This window comes from Providencia sp. wls1922, from assembly GCF_009706505.1.
Lineage (GTDB): Bacteria > Pseudomonadota > Gammaproteobacteria > Enterobacterales > Enterobacteriaceae > Providencia > Providencia lanzhouensis.
The window spans coordinates 46,795-65,498 of the sequence record NZ_WLUG01000061.1; the positions used below are offsets into that span (position 1 = coordinate 46,795).

Below are 18,704 nucleotides of genomic sequence, written 5' to 3' on the forward strand. Positions count from 1 at the left end.
TTATATGCCGATTAAATAGGATGATGAATCAATAATTAATTGATTTTTTATGCAGTTAAGCTGATAGCAGATAACTCTACTATCTGCGTCGCCGCTATCTTTAGCCAGATAATTGGTTGGCAATGGCACAATAGCATGATCAAAATATTGTTTTGATTTCCCGCCCTAATAACCCGTTTCTTGGTGCCGCAATTTTATGTATTTTATATAATAAAATTATATAAAACATTTTTGTAACAATCGTTTTTATAACAACCATTTTTATAACAACAATGTACTCCTAGGTCGTGAGCCATGTTTTCTAAATCCAATATCTCGAATACTGCCCTGCTCGCGTCTTCGCTGCTATTAACCATCGGGCGCGGCGCCACATTACCATTTATGGCGATTTATCTGACACGCCAATACCATATGGCGATCGATATCGTCGGTGTTGCTATGACTATTGCCTTAACGGTCGGCGTGCTATTCAGTATGGGATTTGGCATGCTGGCGGATAAAGTCGATAAAAAACGCTGCATGCTTATTGCGGTGATAGCGTTTATTTGTGGATTTATTGCAATTCCGCTGATGAACAATGCACTATTGGTGATTATATTTTTCTCACTAATTAACTGCTCTTATTCTGTTTTTTCGACTGTATTAAAAGGCTATTTTGCAGATACTTTGTCATTATCCTTAAAAACTAAAGTATTTTCCCTCAACTACACCTTTATCAATATCGGTTGGACGGTCGGGCCCCCAATGGGCACATGGTTATTAATGTACAGCATTAATTTACCATTTTGGCTAGCGGCAGTCTCCGCAGCCGCCCCTATCTTTTTTATTCAGCGATTTGTTCAAAGCACCAAACCTGCTAGCCATGTTGATGGTCAACCGCGAGTGTGGAACCCTAAAGCAATGCTCCACGACCGTGCATTGGCTTGGTTTATTCTCTCCACTTTTCTCGGCTCACTCGTTTTCGGCTCTTTTACCACGTGGATCTCCCAATATGTAATCACCGTTGCTAACAGTGATTTTGCACAAGCAGTAATTGGTGTGATTTTACCTGTCAACGCCGTCGTCGTTGTCACTTTGCAATACACGGTAGGTAAACGTATTACGCCGGATAACTTAAGACGCTTAATGACCATTGGTAGCGTATTCTTTCTAGGGGGATTAGCGGTATTTATGGGATCTGGGGATAATCTCTATTTATGGGCGTTAGGTTCATTTATCTTCACATTGGGCGAACTTATTTACGCACCAGGGGAATATATGCTAATTGATAGCATTGCCCCTGAAGGCATGAAATCCAGCTATTTTTCTGCTCAAGCGCTGGGGCTACTTGGCGGGGCATTTAACCCTATGATGACGGGGTTCGTTCTGACTGAACTTCCTCCGTATTTTATCTTTATTATCTTAATGGTAGTGACAGTGCTGGCATGGTTAAGTATGCTTAATGGCATGCGAATTAAAAATAAACAAACCCTCGCATTGGCAATATAAACTGCGGTAAACGTAGTTTGCTGTATAAATAATGTTCCTTATGTTTAATTACCCGCTAATAGCTATTATTAGCGGGTTTCTTTTTTCTGTTTCAATGCCCTATTTCAACAGACTCATTTTTAAGGTTTCTCCGAGAATTTTTATCGCGTTACGCCGTCTTGGGATCAACTCTAAAGCATAATTAATACGCAGGTGGTTTGGGTAGCAATCGCCTGTAGCAAAGTGGGTTCCCGTCAATACCGTCACTTTATTGCGATGTAAAATCTCCATCAATTTCGCAGTATCTGCTGCCGGATGCTCGACCCATAATGAAAATCCACCTTGAGGCCTTGAAATTCGAGTATTAGCAGGAAAATGCGTTTCAACTAATTCCCGATATTGACATTGTAATTCACGATATTGCTGACGCATTCGGCGTAAATGCAAAAAATAGTGCCCTTCTTTTAAGAAATTACTCATCACTTGCTGCATAAAAACTTCGCCAGAACAATGCGATAAGTATTTTAAATGCATAACTTTCTCTTTGTATTTACCGGGGATTATCCACCCCGTCCGTGTTCCCGGTGCAACGGTTTTAGAAAATGAACTGCACAGAATCACATGACCTTCGGTATCCAGAGATTGGATCGTTGACGGACGCGGATAAGCATATGCAAGAGGCGCTAAACAATCATTCTCGATAATCGTACCTTGATATCGATTAGTCATCTCAAGCAACCTTTGTTTATTTTTTTCCGGCATAATACTGCCCATCGGGTTATTGCATGTCGGCGTGACCACCACCGCTTTGACCTGCCAACATTGGAAAGCTTCTTCTAACCTCTCCAAGTTAATCCCTGTTTGGGGATCAACGGGAATTTCGATGATTTTACGGCCCAGCCCATAAAGCGTTTGCAATAATCCGGGAAACGTCGGTGATTCAACAGCAACCACATCATTGGCTTGGGTACATGCTTGAATTGCAATAGAAATCGACTGATGGGCACTGGTAGTTGTCACAAGATCATCAGGGGTAAATGACTGACGATAATCAGATACATGATAGATTTGCTCTCTGAGCGCGGCTAACCCTTGCAAGCTATCATACTCAAGTGTTAACGGATTACGACGCCGCGCCACCATATTCATTTCTTGCCATAATGGCTCTAAGGTTTTATCTGCAATATTAGGTACCGCACACGATAATGATGTGACTCCTGCACGCTCTTCAACACGCAGGAAGTCCATCGTCGGGTTCCATTTATCAATATGAACAGGCTTTTGAATATAGTTAGCCACTTTAGGCAATGGTGCTGTGGCCTTTTCAGGGATCACAAAATAACCCGATTTCGGTACTGCATAAATGAGCTGACACCGTTCCAGTTCACGATAAGCCAGTTGAGCCGTGGTAATGCTCACATCATGGCAGCGACTAATATCACGTACCGACGGCATTTTCTCCCCACCAAGAAACTCTCCTCGATGGATTTTGCTCTGCAGCATTTGGGCTATTTGTTTATAGAGCATCGCACTCATTTCCTTAAAATCGAATCCCGTATCTGTAATGTAATACAGATTTCGCTGAGATGATCTGTATTTTACAAAAAAGCCAATCTGTCACTTTTTTAAGTCAATTTCTCATGCGAAGCTAAATAAACAAAATACAGCAATAGGATTTTATTTATGGAATATGAAAAAAATATAAAGGGCAAACCATACCCAAAATTTATATTAACACAACCAATTACATTCATCTTTCGATGGGTAATCTCATTATTTACAAGGAAAAAATATGAGAAATATAAAAATCAAAAAATCTAAGAGTTTATTTAAAAAAATTAAATCGACCTTAATTAAATTAATTTTCGAAGGATATAAAACAGAAACCGCGCACTATAATAAATAGAAAACGATAATTGTAAATTCAAAACTATCTAATTAGAGAATATATATGATATTTATATTGAAAATTGCTGCGGCAATAGAGATATTGGCGCAGCCTTATTCTATTTCAAAATAGATCTTATTATTTTTTTGCAGATTCTTTTAGTAATAATGCCCGCTTTCGGTCGATCCCCCAGCGATATCCCGATAATCCACCATCCGTTCTCACTACTCGATGGCATGGAATCACTACAGCTAGCATGTTTGCACCACATGCATTCGCCACTGCTCTAAACGATTTAGGTGTTCCCATCTTTTCTGCGATTTCACGATAACTCACCGTTTTCCCAACAGGAATATTCCTTAACACTTGCCACACTCGTTGCTGAAATGCAGTTCCTCGAATATCCAAAGGAAGATCAAAACCTATTTCTGGGGCTTCAATAAACCCAATAACTTTAGAAACCACTTGGTCGAATGCTTTATTTCCACCAATCAACTGAGCATGGGGAAATTTATCCTGTAAGTTATTTAGCAATTGTTCAGGGTCATCTCCGAATAAAATTGCACAAATGCCTATCGGACTTTGTGCAACCAGTACATTTCCTAGCGAGCAAACGGCCAGAGCAAAATAGATTTTGCTTCCTTCACCACCTAATTTCCACGCTGTCGGCGTCATGCCCAATCGCGAATTTGCTGTTTCATAAAAACGACTGTTCGAATGAAAACCCGCATTATAAATAGCGTCAGTGATCCGTTCATTTTCCTGTAATTGTGCTTGTACTTTCTGATGAAGATAAGCATCGCGATAGGCTTTAGGCGTTAATCCAGTTTGTAATTTAAATAATCGATGAAAATGAAACGGGCTTATTCCGACATAATCAGCTAACTCAGCCAATGTATATTTCTGGGTGTTTTGCTCAATATACCGACAAGCAAGCTCAATTTTTTCTTGATAAAACTGAGCTTGCTGTGACATTTCGTGACGACGACGTTTTCCCGACTGAAAACCCTGCGCTATCGCTTGCTGCTCATTATCAAAAAACAGCACATTATCTCTCTTCGGTAATCGCCCCGCAGCGGATGGATGGTTATAAAGTTTCGATGTTTTCACACCATACACAAAATAACCATCTGCAGCTTTATCGCGTAGTTTCAGTGCATTCCAGCGCTGCTCATCTGTGGCCCATTGATTTTTCGTCGACATATATTTAGCCCTTTACTGATTTCACCGTGATCAGTATCTCTGGTTATTATATGTCGAACACTCCAAACCTTGCTTTTTAATTCGCGCTACACATTACGTCCTGCGTTTGTGTTTCGCTATTTTTCCGGCGTACAATCAGCAAAATCACTATAAACCCGACTATCGCCAATAATGCGCCCATAAAACTCATCGTCGTGTAGCTGTAGCCATGGGATAAAATCGCCGCACCGACAGCCGCTCCAATGGCATTTCCCAAATTAAATGCACCAATATTCACGGAGGATGCTAGCGCTTGCGCGCCAACAGCCGCATTCATCACTAAAATTTGAATGGGTGGGACGAGTGCAAAGCTAACAATACTCCAGAATAATAAACCAACGGTAGCTCCAGCGATATTTGTCGCAATTATTGGAAACATCACCATGCTTATTGCAGATAATACAAACAAGGTTAATAAAGTTGGATATAAGTTTTTATCCGCAAAATAACCACCAAGATAATTACCGATACTAAAACCAAGGCCAATGACCATTAACATCATTGTAATTGTCTGATCTGAAGCCTGAATAAAATTCATTAACATTGGTGTTATAAACGTATACAAGGTAAACATTGCACTTGCTCCGAGTACCGTCGATAACATACCTAACATCACTAATGGGCGCTTTAAAATACGCAATTCATTTTTAACGTTAACCTGGCTACCTTGTAAACGTGCAGGAATCGCAAAAATTAAACTGGCGATCGTGAGCAATCCAATACCCGAAATTAAATAGAATGCCTCACGCCAGCCGATTAATTGCGTTATTTTAGTGACTAATGGAACGCCACCAATACCCGCAATGGTCAGCCCCATAAACATTGCCGCAATCGCACTCGCTTGTTTACCAGCAGGAACCACACTGGCCGCAACAATGGCACCTAAACCAAAAAATGCCCCGTGATTTAGGCTAGTAATTAACCTTGAAAGTGACAGCGTCACCAAGTTAGGCGCTAAACCCGATAATAAATTCCCCACCGTGAAAATAGCCATTAAAAAAACCAACGCAACTTTTGGGCGCTTACTCACTAATAATAGCGTCATGATTGGCGCTCCAATCATCACTCCCAGCGCATAAATCACCACAATCGCACCGACAGAAGGAATGCTTTCATTCAGGTTTTCAGCGATATAGGGAAGCATTCCCATCGGAGAAAACTCGGTAATACCAATGGCGAATGCTCCAACAGATAACGCGAGCAATGCTGTGTTTATTCTCATTTTTATGCCTTATAAACCAATATCAATTGACCGGCGGCAATTCTTCCATATTGAAAGCGGTTGAAAAACCCATTATGGTGAGAATAACTTTTGCGGGAAATGCAATAATGAAAATCACATTAGAAGAGCTCCAAACATTTATCAGCGTAGTCGATTACGGCTCTATTACAGCAGCAGCCGACCAGCAATGCATGACGATATCCACCGTGAGTCGTGCATTATTGCGTTTAGAAGAGAAAGTCAAAACCACGCTACTTTACCGAACCACTCGCGCCATCAAACTTAGTGATGAAGGTGCTGCATTTTTGCAAAAAGCGCGAGAAATAGTCCGACTAGCTCAAGAAGCCGAAGATTTGCTATCCGCTCGCCAATCGATTCCATCAGGTAAGCTACGCATTGATGCTTCTACCCCGTTTTTAACCCATGTAATTGCTCCGTTGATCCCTCTATTTTATGAACGATATCCCCAAGTTGAGTTAGAAATAAATAACTATGAAGGTGTGACAAACCTATTAGAGAAAAAAACGGATGTCGCGTTTAGAATTGGCACGTTAAAGGATTCTTCACTCAGTGCAACACTATTGGGTTATACCCAGAAAAGGCTAGTTGCTAGCCCCGCTTACTTAGAAAAATATGGAATACCGGAAACGATAGAGGATCTCCATAAGCATTGTTTGCTCGGTTTCACAACGCCAGAGTCATTAAATTATTGGCCACTCGAAAACGCCGATGGCAGCTTACTCAAAATTACCCCCCATATCGCCTGCGCCAGTGGCGAAGTGCTACATCATTTAGCGCTGCAAGGAACTGGCATTCTCTCTTCTTCCGACTTTGTAAGCTTAGATGCCTTTGCCAATGGCGGACTCGTGAAGGTGCTAGAACAAAAAACGATAACAATGAAACAGCCGATTAATGCTGTCTATTATCGCAACCAAGCTGTTTCTCCAAGGCTACGCTGCTTTATTGATTTTATTAAAAAACATTCGACAAAAATCGACCCGAGTTAATTCTTATTCACTCTTTTTCTAAACTCACTTAATGTTGCACCAGTATGCCGCTTAAAATAGCGGCATAAATACGAGGTGTCTTCAAAATTTAATTCATCCGCAATACCCTGAATGGTGAACGTTCCTCTCTCTAACAGAGCTTTAATCTCTAAAACCACTTGTCTATCAATCAGTGCCTTGGGCGGATCGTTGAAGAAGTCCTTCACAATTTGCGATAAATAAAACGGTGTAATCGAAAGTTGATTCGCATAGAACTTAACCTCTCTTTGCTGTTTACAATGCTGGGTTATTAATGTCCAAAATTGCCAACATAATTGTGATTTACGGCTACGTTCATCTGAAAAATGGGATTGTGCATGATTGACCTGATTAGCAATTTCTAAAAATAGATTTTGTAAATGTTGCCGTAATTGTAATTTCCCATACTCTGCGCGTTCTTGGTGGTAATATAAAAATAGCTGATACCAATGTGAAAATAGTGTGGATTGTGCCGATGACATTGATAAACGTGGTTGAAAATTAAAATAGGCAAACAATGAATTAGGTAAAACAAATGCAATATCTGTGGCAAACGTCTTATCAATATGGATGTAATCTACAATAAAATTCCGAGAACGCTTCTGTAACGTAACAAAAGTGTCATTATACAAAACAAAGAGCTCATTTTTGCGTAAGGCATAGCGCTTAAAATTAATATTGAAAATCCCAGCTCCTTGCCTACAAATACATAGCGTCACATAGTCTGGAGACAATACTGTATTTTGCAATTCTTCCAGTGTCGTCGAGCCGATGCTGACTACCCCTTCCCATACAGATTGATGCTGCTGCAACTCTTTCATGTTCAACACACTCACATTTCATTCATGCCATTAGCTTTATTAACCTATTCTACCTAGTTTCTTTAAAATGTCAGTTTTCATAAGTACCCAAAATACCGAGGTTAAACTATTAAAAAAAACAAATAAATACCTAAAATAGGTGGCATAATATCAATGCAATAAAGAGAAAATAACATGATTTTATATACACAAAGGCTGATTTTACGCCCTTGGCATATTACTGATGCGGCAGACCTTTATCATTATGCAAAAGATGAACGTATCGGCCCTATTGCAGGCTGGCCACCTCACCAGAGCGTCGAAGAAAGTGCGAAAATTATTCAATCCATTTTTATGCGCGATGGTGTGTTTGCCGTTGCGCTAAAAGAAGATAACAAAGCCATTGGCTTGATTGGTTTATCTATCGGAAAAGAGAGTAATTTTCCAATTGGGGATAACGATGCGGAAGTGAGTTATTGGATAGGCGTACCATTTTGGGGAAAAGGGCTCATTCCTGAAGCTATCCGAGAAATCATGCGACATGGATTTAAAAATCTCAAACTGGATAATCTATGGTGCGGTTATTTCCAAGGTAATCAACAATCTAAAATTGCTCAAGAAAAATGTGGTTTCCAATATTACACAACATTAGCCCCACAATTTATTGAGCTTATTGGCGAGACAAAGACTGAAGAAATTAGTCGCATCACTTATCAGCAGTGGCAATCACAAGCTTAATAACCCTTACTACGCTATCTCAAAAAGATAGCGTACCCTTCAATACCATAATCTTGCAGTTTATCTGACTTTCAGCATGGATTTTGTAACAATCTACGGCAATATAATGAAAATATCCGACAGCCTACTTCCATCAATGCTATGATTTCCTGATATTTATAAACTACACGTCATACAATAAAAATATCCAAGGTAAACACATGCACGACTATGGTATTTGGACAATTATCACGCCAATTGTCACTATCCTTTTAGCTATTCTCACTCGACAGGTGATGCTTTCATTAATGCTCGGTATTTTAGTCGGTTTTACCGTCATTAATGACCACAATGTATTACTCGGCATTCGCGGAACTGTGGATGGCATCATCGATACATTTTCTTCCGCCGGCAACACTCGTACCATCGTCTTTATGGTCATGATTGGTGGGATTATGCGCCTAGTCGTCGTCACAGGCGGTGTTCGTGCATTAGTTCAGCTACTGACAAATAAAACAAAATTAATTAAGAATAGAACGGCAACACAATTACTCGCCATAGTCATTACTGCCTTAATTTTTATTGAGAGTTCCATCAACCAGTTAGTCGCGGGGGCATCCACTAAGAATTTAGCCAGACAATATGGCGTTGCCCCAGAAAAAATGTCATATCTTATTCAAACCGCCTGCGTTTCTGTTTGTTCATCAGCTATTATAAATGGTTGGGGGGCAGTGATTATGGGACTCATTGGTGTACAAATTTCCCAAGGTCTTATTTCCGGTGAACCCTTCGATATTTTAATTAAATCTATCGGCTACAACTTAATGGCATGGCTATCATTGGTCACCATTTTATTCTATGTGTTCACCAATGTTTCATGGGGACCAATGAAAAAAGCCGAAATGAAGTATCAAGAAAATTTCATGACAGGAAAATTAGCCGAATCTTCACTTACAAATGAAGAGGAAGAGATTATTGAACATCCGAATGCCCATTCAGCCTTGAACTTTTTCATCCCTATTCTTTCTACTGTATTAATGGTTCCAGTGGCCTTATATATCACAGGTGATGGGGATTTCAGTAAAGGGAGCGGCTCAACGTCCGTTTATTGGGGCGTTATGTTCGGTACCGCAGTTTCTTTTTGTTGGTTTATCGGAAGAAGGCTATTAAATATTGATAGCTTCTTTAAAGAGCTATTTATTGGCTATGCCAGCATGTTAAAAATCAGCTCCATCATGATTTTAGCTTTCTTGATGGGAAATGTATCTTCTGAACTGAATACGGGCGCTTATATTGCTGAAGTCACTCAAGGCATTATGGCACCTGGATTCTCTATCGGCTTTATCTTTATCATTAGCGCTATTATGTCGCTGGCTACGGGTACCTCATGGGGAACCTTTGCCATTATGATCCCGATTGGTGTTCAATTAGGGTTATCCGTCGGTATGCCAATTGAATATATGATTGGCGCAGCCATATCAGGGTCTATTTTCGGCGACATGACCTCACCTATTTCTGCGGATGCCATTGTTGCCTCTATGGCTACTGATTGTGATCATATTGAACATATTCGCACTCAAATGCCTTATGCATTAGTAACAGCAAGCTTCGTACTTGCCATTTATCTCTATTTAGGATTTACCAATTAATACAGGGGAATTTAGATGTCTCTTCAACAAAAATTAACTCAGTTCGCAAAAGTTGACTTGCTTAAAGCATCGACCCCATTGAATCGACTCGATAATTTATCGCGTTTATATGGTCGAGAAATCTACATTAAACGCGATGATATGACGCCGTTAGCAATGGGCGGAAATAAGCTGCGTAAACTTGAGTTTTTAATGGCGGATGCCTTAGCCCAAAATGCAAAGATTATTGTGACAGCAGGTGCGATTCAATCAAACCATGTTCGTCAAACTGCTGCGGTAGCGGCAATGTACGGACTGAAATGTGTCGCTTTATTAGAAAATCCTATTCAAAGTGAAGACAGCAATTTCCTGCATAATGGCAATAAGCTCCTGACCGATTTATTTGGTACTCAATGCGTCATGTGTGACGAATTAACCGATCCACAAGCACAAATGGCAGAGTTAATTAAATCATTAGACTTGCAAGATGCTTATATCGTCCCTGTTGGTGGTTCCAACGGTCTGGGCGCATTAGGTTATGTTCAATGTGCGATTGAAATTGCTCAACAAAAACCGACCAATATTGAATTTGATAAAGTGATTGTGGCTTCTGGCAGTGCCGGAACTCACGCTGGCTTAGCGATTGGCTTACAAGAATTACTCCCTACTTCACAACTCATTGGTGTCACCGTTTCTCGTAAACAGCAAGATCAGGCACCAAAAGTTGAAAAACTGCAAACTGAATTAGCAGAATTACTGCAAATTAAAAAAACACCAGACATTACACTTTGGGATGATTTCTTCGCACCAATGTATGGCATGCCAAACCGCGGTGGTTTAGATGCAATAGCGCTATTAGCTCAAAAAGAAGGGATCCTTCTTGACCCAGTTTATACAGGAAAAGCCATGGCGGGTTTGATTGATTATTTAGACAATTCCTCTGAAAAAACACCTGTATTATTTGTCCATACTGGCGGTGCTCAAGCCCTTTTCGCCTATTCAGAAATTAACAAAACCATTAAATAATAAATATCGCTCTATGGAGTCAGTTATTTCCATAGAGCGCCTATTTTATACTCGCGATTTATTCGTTACCCATAACCCGAAGATAATCACTATCCCCCCCAATAATGCAGAGAATGTAATTTCCTCATTTAAAAACAGCGTTCCTATTATTACCGCCGTCAACGGATTAAGTGCAATGAATGACCCGGCTCCCGCGGCACCTAACTGATCAACACCTTGGTAATACCAAATATAAGCCAGTGCTGAGCCTAATATTCCAAGGTATAACAGGCTCATAACATCGGTATTTGTTAAGTGTATAATCGCGCTAAGTGTTAATTGCCCCATGATACTTGACGCGATAACCAATAGTTCAGTTCCTAATAGCACGGCATATGCAACCGTATGTATAGCGCCAATTTCGCGGATAACATTTTTACCTGCAACGGTATAAATCCCCCAACTCACTACACAACCTAATATGGCAAGATCACCTTGGTTTGTTAAAAACCCACTCACATCTGACGTTTTTGCTGATAACAATATTGTTGCCCCTAATACACAACAACCAATACCCACACCTTTAATTTTCGTGATTTTTTCTCGCCATAATAAATAGGAAATTAAAGCAATCATCGCAGGATTAATTGCCACCAACAGTGCCGCTCGAGACGCAGGAATAAGCTGTAGCCCATAGAAAAAAAAGACTTGGTAGATAAATACACCGCTACATCCCAACAAGAGAATTTGAAAAAACTGACGCGAATTCACTTTTACCCAACCAATACGAGTGCAGCTCAGCAAAATAAGCAATGCAACACTCGCAAAAATAAAGCGAAGCGTCGCTGAAAATAATGGTGATATATCGGTTTGTAACATCCTACCAGCAATGAATGTTCCTCCCCATAATATCGAGACACATATCATTTTTAGAACAACAATATTGACTGACTTTTGTTGAACCTGCCTTTTGGTTATTTTTAATTCCATCGCGATGTTTCCCCATCCATATCAGATATTGTGTACTTTATTGACTCAGTCATTCGATACGGATAAGGTATTTGTTATCCAAGATCATAATCAAATGAGTATTTACTCATGACACTAAGCCAACTGGAAATATTTACCCGTGTTGCTGAGCTAAAAAGTTTTACCTTGGCGGCAATGTCTTTGAATATTTCCCAATCTGCGGTTTCACATGCCATTAAATCCCTTGAAAAAGATTTCAATGTCAGTTTATTTACGCGAGAACAAAACCAAGTCACTCTGACCGAAATTGGTAACACACTGCTAAATCGCGCCCAACATATACTGAGCCTTCAAGAAGCAATGCGCCAAGAAGCGCTAGCATCCAATGGATTAAAGAAAGGTGTTTTACGGATAGGATCTTTCGGCCCCGGTTCTTCAACGGGTATTTTGCCTCCATTACTAAAGGTCTTTCGTCAGCAATACCCAAGCATTGAAATTATTGTTGATGAGGGAGACGATGAGAGCGTGGCTCAATGGTTGCAAGAAAAGCGCATAGATATTGGTGTTGTGGTCTTGCCAGACGAACGCTTTGATACTTTTCCTATAAAACATGACCAATATGTGGCAATTTTACCGCTAAACCACCCTTTGACTCAGTATGAAGGAGTTACACTAAAACAATTGTGTGAGTACCCCTTCAACTTAACTCAAGCTGGTTCCGGTAAAATTGTGATGGAACTATTTTCTGCACAAAAGCTGACACCTAAAATTCAATTTAGAACCCGCCAGCTTATTAGTACATTTTCATTAGTTGCACGAAATGAAGCCGTATCGATTGTGGCTCAACTCGCAATCCCCGAAAATATTAACAACATCGTCGTAAAACCATTAATTCCCCGCGTGACTCGGGATATTGCCTTTGCTGTTAATAATTACAGTGATGCGTCTCCAGCCACAAAAGCATTTATTAAGCTAGTAAAAAGCCGTTATCGTGATTAAGCGTTTGCCGTTGTTAATCGGTAATGAATAACATACAGACAATTTTCTGTTGGGTAAATTTCACGAATTAAAGCTTTCAACGTTTCCAATGTCATCGCTTCTTGGGTCGCGTGATACTCTGAAATATCATCGTAGCTTAGCGGCTCAACAGAAAGTATTTCAATATCGGTATAGTACTCGCCAGTTTCTAAAGCGTGGACTTTGACAACGGAGCCTGGTACATAATGACTTTCATTTTCATCACGAATGGTGATCACTTTTTCACCGGAAACAACCAGTGGTAATAAACGCTCAAAGAACGTGATAGTTTCGGGGATATTATTCACAGATATTCCTTAATCTTCTCTTAATTAAACAAATGCTATCCCATGTACCATAGTGACAGCAATCTCAATTTGCTCAATAGACTAGGAACGTTCAGTTAATTTATTAGGACACAATGAAATGACTCACAACGAAGCGTGTTTTTACTCATTAGAAAATATTTTTTGGTCTGCTATTTGCCTAAAGACGCATCATGTAGAGCCAAATACGTTTGCCTATTTTACTGAGCTAAAAACTCCCGCTTTTAATTATATTTACTTGCATTCAGGAGCAACTATTGCTGGCTTTGAAGCGGCAAATACATTATTTCAACAACAGTCAAAACCCTATATTTTAGTTGTTCACACCGATGAATTACCCAAGTTCTCAAATTGTATACAACAGCATGATCTTATTGATGATGGTGAATCAACAGCGATGGTCTTTGAATTTACGGGAAATGAACTCAAAACGGAAAATCAGTTACCAGACGACTATCATATAAAGCTTAGCAATCATAATCTCTCTGACTGGTCGAAACCGCTTATTACTGCGTTTCCTGTAGTCAATGAACTTGATTGTGATAATGATGAATCCATCATTGATGAATATATTCGCTATCACCAGCGTGCGTTAGACAAGCAAATCAATATCATGCATTTTGTCTTATTTAATCAGCAGACCCCAGTATCATCACTAACACTCACGCTACACAATGACGTTGCGCGCTTAGATGATATTGGTACAGATATTGAATTCCAGAGACAAGGATTTGCCACGGCATTGATTAAACATGCCTTACAGGTTTGTCTTCAACATAAAATCAAGCAGTGTTATTTGGAAGCGTCTAGCGATGGTTTGTCGGTTTATCAAAAACTAGGTTTTAAACCGATTTTTAAATATCACAGCTACATTTCAGAATAGAATCCCTAAATACCCAACTAAGAATTCTTTAGCTGGGTATCTACCCAACCTATTTTTTGATATTTAATTTTGTATACCAATCCTGAATATCAGCGATAACGACTGCTGTCTGATTATTGTCCTGACTGTCTTTAAAATAGTGGTCTAATGTGGAATAAGTTTTATAGGTAATATTGGGGTTATTAATCTCATTCATCATTTTCTGCGAGCCTTCCACATCCACATTAATATCGGTGAGCGTTTGGATCACTAAATGGGGTTTACGAACACCTTGAAGTAGTTTTTTATTATCTATCGTTAAGGCTTCATACCACCAATTTTGTCCGTGATTACTGGGAAACTGGTCATCGTCTAAATGATCATGCAAAACTGCATCTGCAAACTGGTTAAATCCTTCTATTGCACCTTGCGCTTCTTCAGCGGGTAGACTTTTATTAATGCTGTAAATCACATCATTAATAAAAAATTGTCCGCCACCATTTAGTGAAATAGCCGCATCAATAAAATTAACTCTAGACGCAATAATATTCGTGACTACCGCCCCTTCACTACCACCTAATACAACAATATGCTGATACTGATTTTTCAACTGGTTCAGCACAGCAATATAGTTATCCACTCTCTCAAAATAAGAATCATTTCTCATATATTCCACAGGGCAGTTCTCTTCTAAGGAATTTGGATCATGTAACCCTACATCTGGTGTTAAGCCTGTTTTTTCCACTAAAAGCACATCACTATTAGGTAATACTCCCCTAAAATTCTTAATCAGGTTTTGGTTATTAACGACACTTTTACAGTCGGAGCCTTGGATTAATACCAATAATTCTTTAGAGGGATTAGAGTCACTTTTAAGTAGGTAATAATGGATTTCTTTATCATCGTGTTTCAGTATTTGCCTATCAAAAGGATTTTCAGCAGATTCTACAAACACTGAATAACCCACTAAATACAGGGCAACCAATATAAATTTTTGCATTACCTTAACGTAACCCCAGTCATCTTTTATTTTTCAATAAACAATACATTGAAGCATATAACATTTACAACTCTATTTATCTTATTTACGTCACTCTATTTAGCATATTTATGCAGGTACGATCTCTTTATTTCCACTATCATAATGGATGAATTAGTAAGATAATCTCATTGAGTTACAAAGCTTTTTATAAATTTACATGACATTTTATAGAGTAAATGAGCAATGTAAGATAGCATTAAATAACAATCTATCTGCATATCGCACGAAACGCCTTAATTTATCTTCAAATTTACTTTATAGATATTGATTAATGACACTGAAAACGTTGCACAAGAGTGGGATCTAAGGCTAAAGATAAGATGACAACTGCCGCAACGGTTGCTGATTTTAAAGGTTTAGTTATTATCAATAGATAGATCACAAAGGCTTTACTGCCAATAAGTTAACAAAATTTTACATGGGGCCAGATTTATTATTTGCTCCATTTTGACTAACACATTTTGTATCAGGTAACTGACTAATGAACATACCGCTCTACTATTTACGACATTACCAATCGATCGAAAAGACGTTTTGGACTTCGATTTGTGAGCACAGTATCCAGATTGCACAACATACAATTTGTTATTTAACGCCATTAAACCCCCCAGCGTTCAATTTTATTTATCTGCAACCCGACTCTACTCATCATGCTTTTATGCAAGCATACAACCTGTTCGTATCGCAGAAAAAGAATCACACTTTGGTGATCCCTGAAGAGATGTTGCCAAAAGTCGTCAAAGATATTGAAGCACTTAACTATAAACGTGACAGCGTCACAACTGCAATGGCACTAACATTGTCACAGCAAAAAGAAGTTGATTTGCCTGATAATCAGGTAGATATCGTGCTCGCAAACCATGATTTATCCCTTTGGGCTAAACCATTGGTTTCTGCGTTCTACCTTTCCGAAGAGCATGATACCGTGATCCAAGAGTATGTTCGCTACCACGAAGATGCCCTGCAACAAGGTGCACCGCAATTCCATTTAGTCTTATTGGTCAATGGAGAGCCCGCAACATCCATGACGGTCACCATTGAAGGCGAATTAGCACGTTTCGACGATATCGGTACTGAACCTAAGTTTCAGGGTAAAGGCTATGCTTCTCAGCTTATTGATTATGCTCTCGCATTTTGTCGTCAACAACGAGTCGAACATTGCTTCTTAGATGCTTCAGAAGCAGGATTTGATTTATATAAAAAATTTGGATTTGAGCCGTTATTCCGTTACATCAATTATGTTTGGTGCAACAAAAACACAGTGAATTAATGAGATAACTTTATAGTGATATTGCCGATAGCAGGCCGCTATCGGCAAAAATTGCGGAAAATATCAGAGATTAAATTTCATCGCAGGCTGTTTTTAATGCAGCTGTTTGCTGGAATTTTTCAATCCCAAGTTCAATTAAACGACTGATCAATTCTTGATAAGTCATACCGCCTTGTTGCCACAGTTTCGGATACATACTGATATTAGTGAAACCCGGTAATGTATTGATTTCATTAATCACAACATCATTCGTTTCAGTTAAAAATACATCAACGCGGGACATACCGCTACAGTTTAAGGCTTGATAAGCTTCAAGTGCAATTGCACGGATCTTTTCACTCACATCTTGCTCTAAATCCGCCGGAGCAACAACAGACGCACCATTTTCATCAATATATTTAGTATGATAAGCATAGAAACTGTCATGCAGCACGATTTCGCCACATGGGCTAGCTAGTGGGTGTTCATTTCCAAGCACAGCACACTCGATTTCACGCCCTTTTACAGCGCTTTCAATCAGCACTTTTACATCGAATAAGAATGCAAAATCTAATGCCGTGTTAAACTCGCTTTCATTATTAACTTTACTGATCCCAACCGATGAACCTTGGTTAGCTGGTTTAATAAATAATGGTAAGCCCAGTTTCTCAACCGTTGCAGCATAGCTAATTTCACCACGACCGCTTTTCAATAGCGTAATAAACGGTGCAATGTGCAACCCTGCATCCCTTAAAAGGCGTTTGGTGACATCTTTATCCATGCAAGCTGATGAGCCTAGAACACCCGGTCCAACAAATGGCAGATTCGCCATACGCAGTAAACCTTGCAAAGAACCATCTTCACCTAAGTTACCGTGGACAATTGGGAAAATCACATCAATTTGTGGGAGAGGTTTAGTATCTTCTAGAGAAATGAATTGTTCACTTTGTTTGCCTGGAACGATTGCAATGCTACGCTTTGGAGTATTTAACGCGATATGAGCAGGATCATCGCCATGTAACAGGAAGTTCGCTTCATCATACTCATGCCATTGCCCTTCTTTATTAATACCGATAAGGCAAACATCAAACTTACTACGATCTAATCCATTAATAATATTTTTAGCTGATTGCAACGAAACTTCATGCTCAGTGGATTTACCACCAAAAATGACACCAACCCGAATTTTGCTCATTATTTACTCCAACATAAAGACATCAAAAACGATTCTGGGAAATATAGCACGCAGCGAAATAGTTAGGGCATAAAAACTTCACTACGCAAGTAGGTTCGGTGATTAAATGACCAAACCCTTAAAAGTATACAAATTTTATGCCGATTGCTGAGTTAACAACAGGCTTTGATTCACGTTTGTTTCCAACCATTCCATAAAAATGGCCGCTGGGGTATCTGCTTTTATTTCTTTGGGTGAAAGTAAATAATATGCCGAACCATCTTCAATGAAACCTTCTGGGGCCATTAATTGTTGTGTATTAATTTCATCAGCAACCATTAGGAACGATGCAATAGCAACGCCCTGTCCTGCTAATGCAGCCTGCAAACACAAGTAGAAATGTTCGAAATTAACTTGTTTATTATGTTGTAAATTGGTGCCACTACGGGCTTGCCATGTACGCCAAACATTTGGCCGAGAGGCTGGCACAAGTAAGTTCATCTCATGATAGGGTTGGCTATCATTTTTCTTGATAATACCCATCCATTCTGCACATATTTTCTTCGCATAAATATTGTCATCCCAAGTGAAGTCATTACGGCGAAGAGCAAGATCGACCCCCGCCTTATTAAAATCAATAGGACCACCCGCGGCAATCAAATGTACCGTAATTTCAGGGTGTTGCTGATAAAAATCAGTTAAACGAGGGATCAACCATTTCATTGCGATGGTCGGCTCACACGATAAACTAACTACTTGGTTATGAGGACGCTGCGTAATTTTTTCGACGGTATCAGAAAGTTGCTGGAATAAGTGTGTTGTTGTTTGAAATAACAATTTACCTTCTTCTGTTAAAAAGATAGCTCGATTACGCCGTTCAAACAGTAAAACACCGAGATGCTCCTCAAGTAATTTTATCTGGCGGCTAATTGCACTGTGCGTAACATGCAGCTCTTGCGCGGCTTTAATAATACTTTCATAGCGCGCAACAACATCAAAAAACCGTAACGATGTTAATGGAGGCAGTTTCATAAAATTAATGTCTTCATAAAATTAAGGGGCTTATAAAAT

Annotated in this window: 17 protein-coding genes; 8 read left to right on the plus strand and 9 right to left on the minus strand. The window is 39.4% G+C overall.

All coding sequences use genetic code 11. The features are described 5' to 3' along the window. Positions 1-294 precede the first annotated feature (294 nt). A complete protein-coding gene (gene ydeE / locus GKR71_RS05685) occupies positions 295-1,488 on the plus strand; it encodes an efflux MFS transporter YdeE (protein ID WP_036948034.1) in 1,194 nt (397 codons plus the stop codon). Positions 1,489-1,587: 99 nt separating this feature from the next. On the opposite strand, the gene GKR71_RS05690 is transcribed toward ydeE, so the two are convergent. The 3 genes from GKR71_RS05690 to GKR71_RS05700 all read right to left on the minus strand — a co-directional run bounded on the left by GKR71_RS05690 (position 1,588) and on the right by GKR71_RS05700 (position 5,819). Beyond that, positions 1,588-2,994, minus strand: a complete 1,407-nt coding sequence (locus tag GKR71_RS05690; RefSeq protein ID WP_230083118.1) for an aminotransferase-like domain-containing protein — start codon at positions 2,992-2,994, stop codon at positions 1,588-1,590. Positions 2,995-3,493: 499 nt separating this feature from the next. Next, positions 3,494-4,558, minus strand: coding sequence for a bifunctional DNA-binding transcriptional regulator/O6-methylguanine-DNA methyltransferase Ada (gene ada, locus GKR71_RS05695; RefSeq protein ID WP_036948039.1), 1,065 nt, complete (start codon positions 4,556-4,558; stop codon positions 3,494-3,496). Between the two features lie 76 nt (positions 4,559-4,634). Further along, positions 4,635-5,819 carry an MFS transporter gene (locus GKR71_RS05700; protein WP_036948041.1) on the minus strand — a complete coding sequence of 395 codons (1,185 nt, stop codon included), beginning with the start codon at positions 5,817-5,819 and terminating at the stop codon, positions 4,635-4,637. Positions 5,820-5,926: 107 nt separating this feature from the next. Between GKR71_RS05700 and GKR71_RS05705 the strand changes: the two genes are divergently transcribed. After that, positions 5,927-6,826: a LysR family transcriptional regulator gene (locus GKR71_RS05705; RefSeq protein WP_036948044.1), complete on the plus strand. Its 900-nt coding sequence runs from the start codon at positions 5,927-5,929 to the stop codon at positions 6,824-6,826. On the opposite strand, the gene GKR71_RS05710 is transcribed toward GKR71_RS05705, so the two are convergent. After that, positions 6,823-7,665 carry an AraC family transcriptional regulator gene (locus GKR71_RS05710; RefSeq protein ID WP_154599274.1) on the minus strand — a complete coding sequence of 281 codons (843 nt, stop codon included), beginning with the start codon at positions 7,663-7,665 and terminating at the stop codon, positions 6,823-6,825. The genes GKR71_RS05705 and GKR71_RS05710 overlap by 4 nt on opposite strands. 174 nt (positions 7,666-7,839) lie before the next feature. Here GKR71_RS05710 and GKR71_RS05715 point away from each other — a divergent pair, with 174 nt between their 5' ends. The 3 genes from GKR71_RS05715 (at position 7,840) to GKR71_RS05725 (ending at position 11,015) form a co-directional block, all read left to right on the plus strand. Further along, positions 7,840-8,382 carry a GNAT family N-acetyltransferase gene (locus GKR71_RS05715; RefSeq protein ID WP_036948047.1) on the plus strand — a complete coding sequence of 181 codons (543 nt, stop codon included), beginning with the start codon at positions 7,840-7,842 and terminating at the stop codon, positions 8,380-8,382. Between the two features lie 200 nt (positions 8,383-8,582). Further along, positions 8,583-10,010 (plus strand): Na+/H+ antiporter NhaC family protein, encoded by a 1,428-nt coding sequence (locus tag GKR71_RS05720; RefSeq protein WP_154634037.1) that lies wholly within the window; start codon positions 8,583-8,585, stop codon positions 10,008-10,010. 15 nt (positions 10,011-10,025) lie between these two features. Then, positions 10,026-11,015, plus strand: a complete 990-nt coding sequence (locus tag GKR71_RS05725; protein ID WP_036948052.1) for a D-cysteine desulfhydrase — start codon at positions 10,026-10,028, stop codon at positions 11,013-11,015. Between the two features lie 45 nt (positions 11,016-11,060). On the opposite strand, the gene GKR71_RS05730 is transcribed toward GKR71_RS05725, so the two are convergent. Beyond that, a complete protein-coding gene (locus GKR71_RS05730) occupies positions 11,061-11,984 on the minus strand; it encodes a DMT family transporter (protein ID WP_154634038.1) in 924 nt (307 codons plus the stop codon). 108 nt (positions 11,985-12,092) lie between these two features. Here GKR71_RS05730 and GKR71_RS05735 point away from each other — a divergent pair, with 108 nt between their 5' ends. Continuing rightward, positions 12,093-12,962 (plus strand): LysR family transcriptional regulator, encoded by an 870-nt coding sequence (locus GKR71_RS05735; protein ID WP_154634039.1) that lies wholly within the window; start codon positions 12,093-12,095, stop codon positions 12,960-12,962. Here GKR71_RS05735 and yqfB read toward each other — a convergent pair. Continuing rightward, positions 12,959-13,288: a N(4)-acetylcytidine aminohydrolase gene (gene yqfB / locus GKR71_RS05740; protein ID WP_036948056.1), complete on the minus strand. Its 330-nt coding sequence runs from the start codon at positions 13,286-13,288 to the stop codon at positions 12,959-12,961. The genes GKR71_RS05735 and yqfB overlap by 4 nt on opposite strands. 118 nt (positions 13,289-13,406) lie before the next feature. On the opposite strand from yqfB, the gene GKR71_RS05745 reads away from it, so the two are divergent. After that, positions 13,407-14,189, plus strand: coding sequence for a GNAT family N-acetyltransferase (locus tag GKR71_RS05745; protein WP_154634040.1), 783 nt, complete (start codon positions 13,407-13,409; stop codon positions 14,187-14,189). A 49-nt stretch (positions 14,190-14,238) separates the two neighbouring features. Here GKR71_RS05745 and GKR71_RS05750 read toward each other — a convergent pair whose 3' ends face one another. After that, entirely contained in the window at positions 14,239-15,168 is a 930-nt protein-coding gene (locus GKR71_RS05750) for an acyl-CoA thioester hydrolase/BAAT C-terminal domain-containing protein (RefSeq protein ID WP_036948058.1), read from the minus strand. Positions 15,169-15,691: 523 nt separating this feature from the next. Between GKR71_RS05750 and GKR71_RS05755 the strand changes: the two genes are divergently transcribed. Continuing rightward, a complete protein-coding gene (locus GKR71_RS05755; RefSeq protein ID WP_154634041.1) occupies positions 15,692-16,480 on the plus strand; it encodes a GNAT family N-acetyltransferase in 789 nt (262 codons plus the stop codon). A gap of 70 nt (positions 16,481-16,550) precedes the next feature. Here GKR71_RS05755 and ddlA read toward each other — a convergent pair whose 3' ends face one another. Continuing rightward, complete coding sequence (gene ddlA, locus GKR71_RS05760; RefSeq protein ID WP_154609368.1) at positions 16,551-17,654, minus strand: D-alanine--D-alanine ligase; 1,104 nt, start codon at positions 17,652-17,654, stop codon at positions 16,551-16,553. Between the two features lie 135 nt (positions 17,655-17,789). After that, on the minus strand, positions 17,790-18,665 hold the full coding sequence (locus tag GKR71_RS05765) for a LysR family transcriptional regulator (protein ID WP_036948066.1): 876 nt from the start codon (positions 18,663-18,665) through the stop codon (positions 17,790-17,792). Between the last annotated feature and the right edge of the window lie 39 nt (positions 18,666-18,704).

Excerpts from the sequence above, each read along its gene's own strand:
- GKR71_RS05755 (WP_154634041.1), top strand. The coding sequence starts at position 15,692 with ATGAACATACCGCTCTACTATTTACGACATTACCAATCGATCGAAAAG.
- GKR71_RS05700 (WP_036948041.1), bottom strand. The coding sequence starts at position 5,819 with ATGAGAATAAACACAGCATTGCTCGCGTTATCTGTTGGAGCATTCGCC.
- ddlA (WP_154609368.1), bottom strand. The coding sequence starts at position 17,654 with ATGAGCAAAATTCGGGTTGGTGTCATTTTTGGTGGTAAATCCACTGAG.
- ydeE (WP_036948034.1), top strand. The coding sequence starts at position 295 with ATGTTTTCTAAATCCAATATCTCGAATACTGCCCTGCTCGCGTCTTCG.
- GKR71_RS05750 (WP_036948058.1), bottom strand. The coding sequence starts at position 15,168 with ATGCAAAAATTTATATTGGTTGCCCTGTATTTAGTGGGTTATTCAGTG.
- GKR71_RS05735 (WP_154634039.1), top strand. The coding sequence starts at position 12,093 with ATGACACTAAGCCAACTGGAAATATTTACCCGTGTTGCTGAGCTAAAA.
- GKR71_RS05745 (WP_154634040.1), top strand. The coding sequence starts at position 13,407 with ATGACTCACAACGAAGCGTGTTTTTACTCATTAGAAAATATTTTTTGG.
- GKR71_RS05725 (WP_036948052.1), top strand. The coding sequence starts at position 10,026 with ATGTCTCTTCAACAAAAATTAACTCAGTTCGCAAAAGTTGACTTGCTT.
- GKR71_RS05690 (WP_230083118.1), bottom strand. The coding sequence starts at position 2,994 with ATGCTCTATAAACAAATAGCCCAAATGCTGCAGAGCAAAATCCATCGA.
- GKR71_RS05720 (WP_154634037.1), top strand. The coding sequence starts at position 8,583 with ATGCACGACTATGGTATTTGGACAATTATCACGCCAATTGTCACTATC.
- GKR71_RS05705 (WP_036948044.1), top strand. The coding sequence starts at position 5,927 with ATGAAAATCACATTAGAAGAGCTCCAAACATTTATCAGCGTAGTCGAT.
- GKR71_RS05715 (WP_036948047.1), top strand. The coding sequence starts at position 7,840 with ATGATTTTATATACACAAAGGCTGATTTTACGCCCTTGGCATATTACT.
- GKR71_RS05710 (WP_154599274.1), bottom strand. The coding sequence starts at position 7,665 with ATGAAAGAGTTGCAGCAGCATCAATCTGTATGGGAAGGGGTAGTCAGC.
- GKR71_RS05765 (WP_036948066.1), bottom strand. The coding sequence starts at position 18,665 with ATGAAACTGCCTCCATTAACATCGTTACGGTTTTTTGATGTTGTTGCG.
- GKR71_RS05730 (WP_154634038.1), bottom strand. The coding sequence starts at position 11,984 with ATGGAATTAAAAATAACCAAAAGGCAGGTTCAACAAAAGTCAGTCAAT.
- ada (WP_036948039.1), bottom strand. The coding sequence starts at position 4,558 with ATGTCGACGAAAAATCAATGGGCCACAGATGAGCAGCGCTGGAATGCA.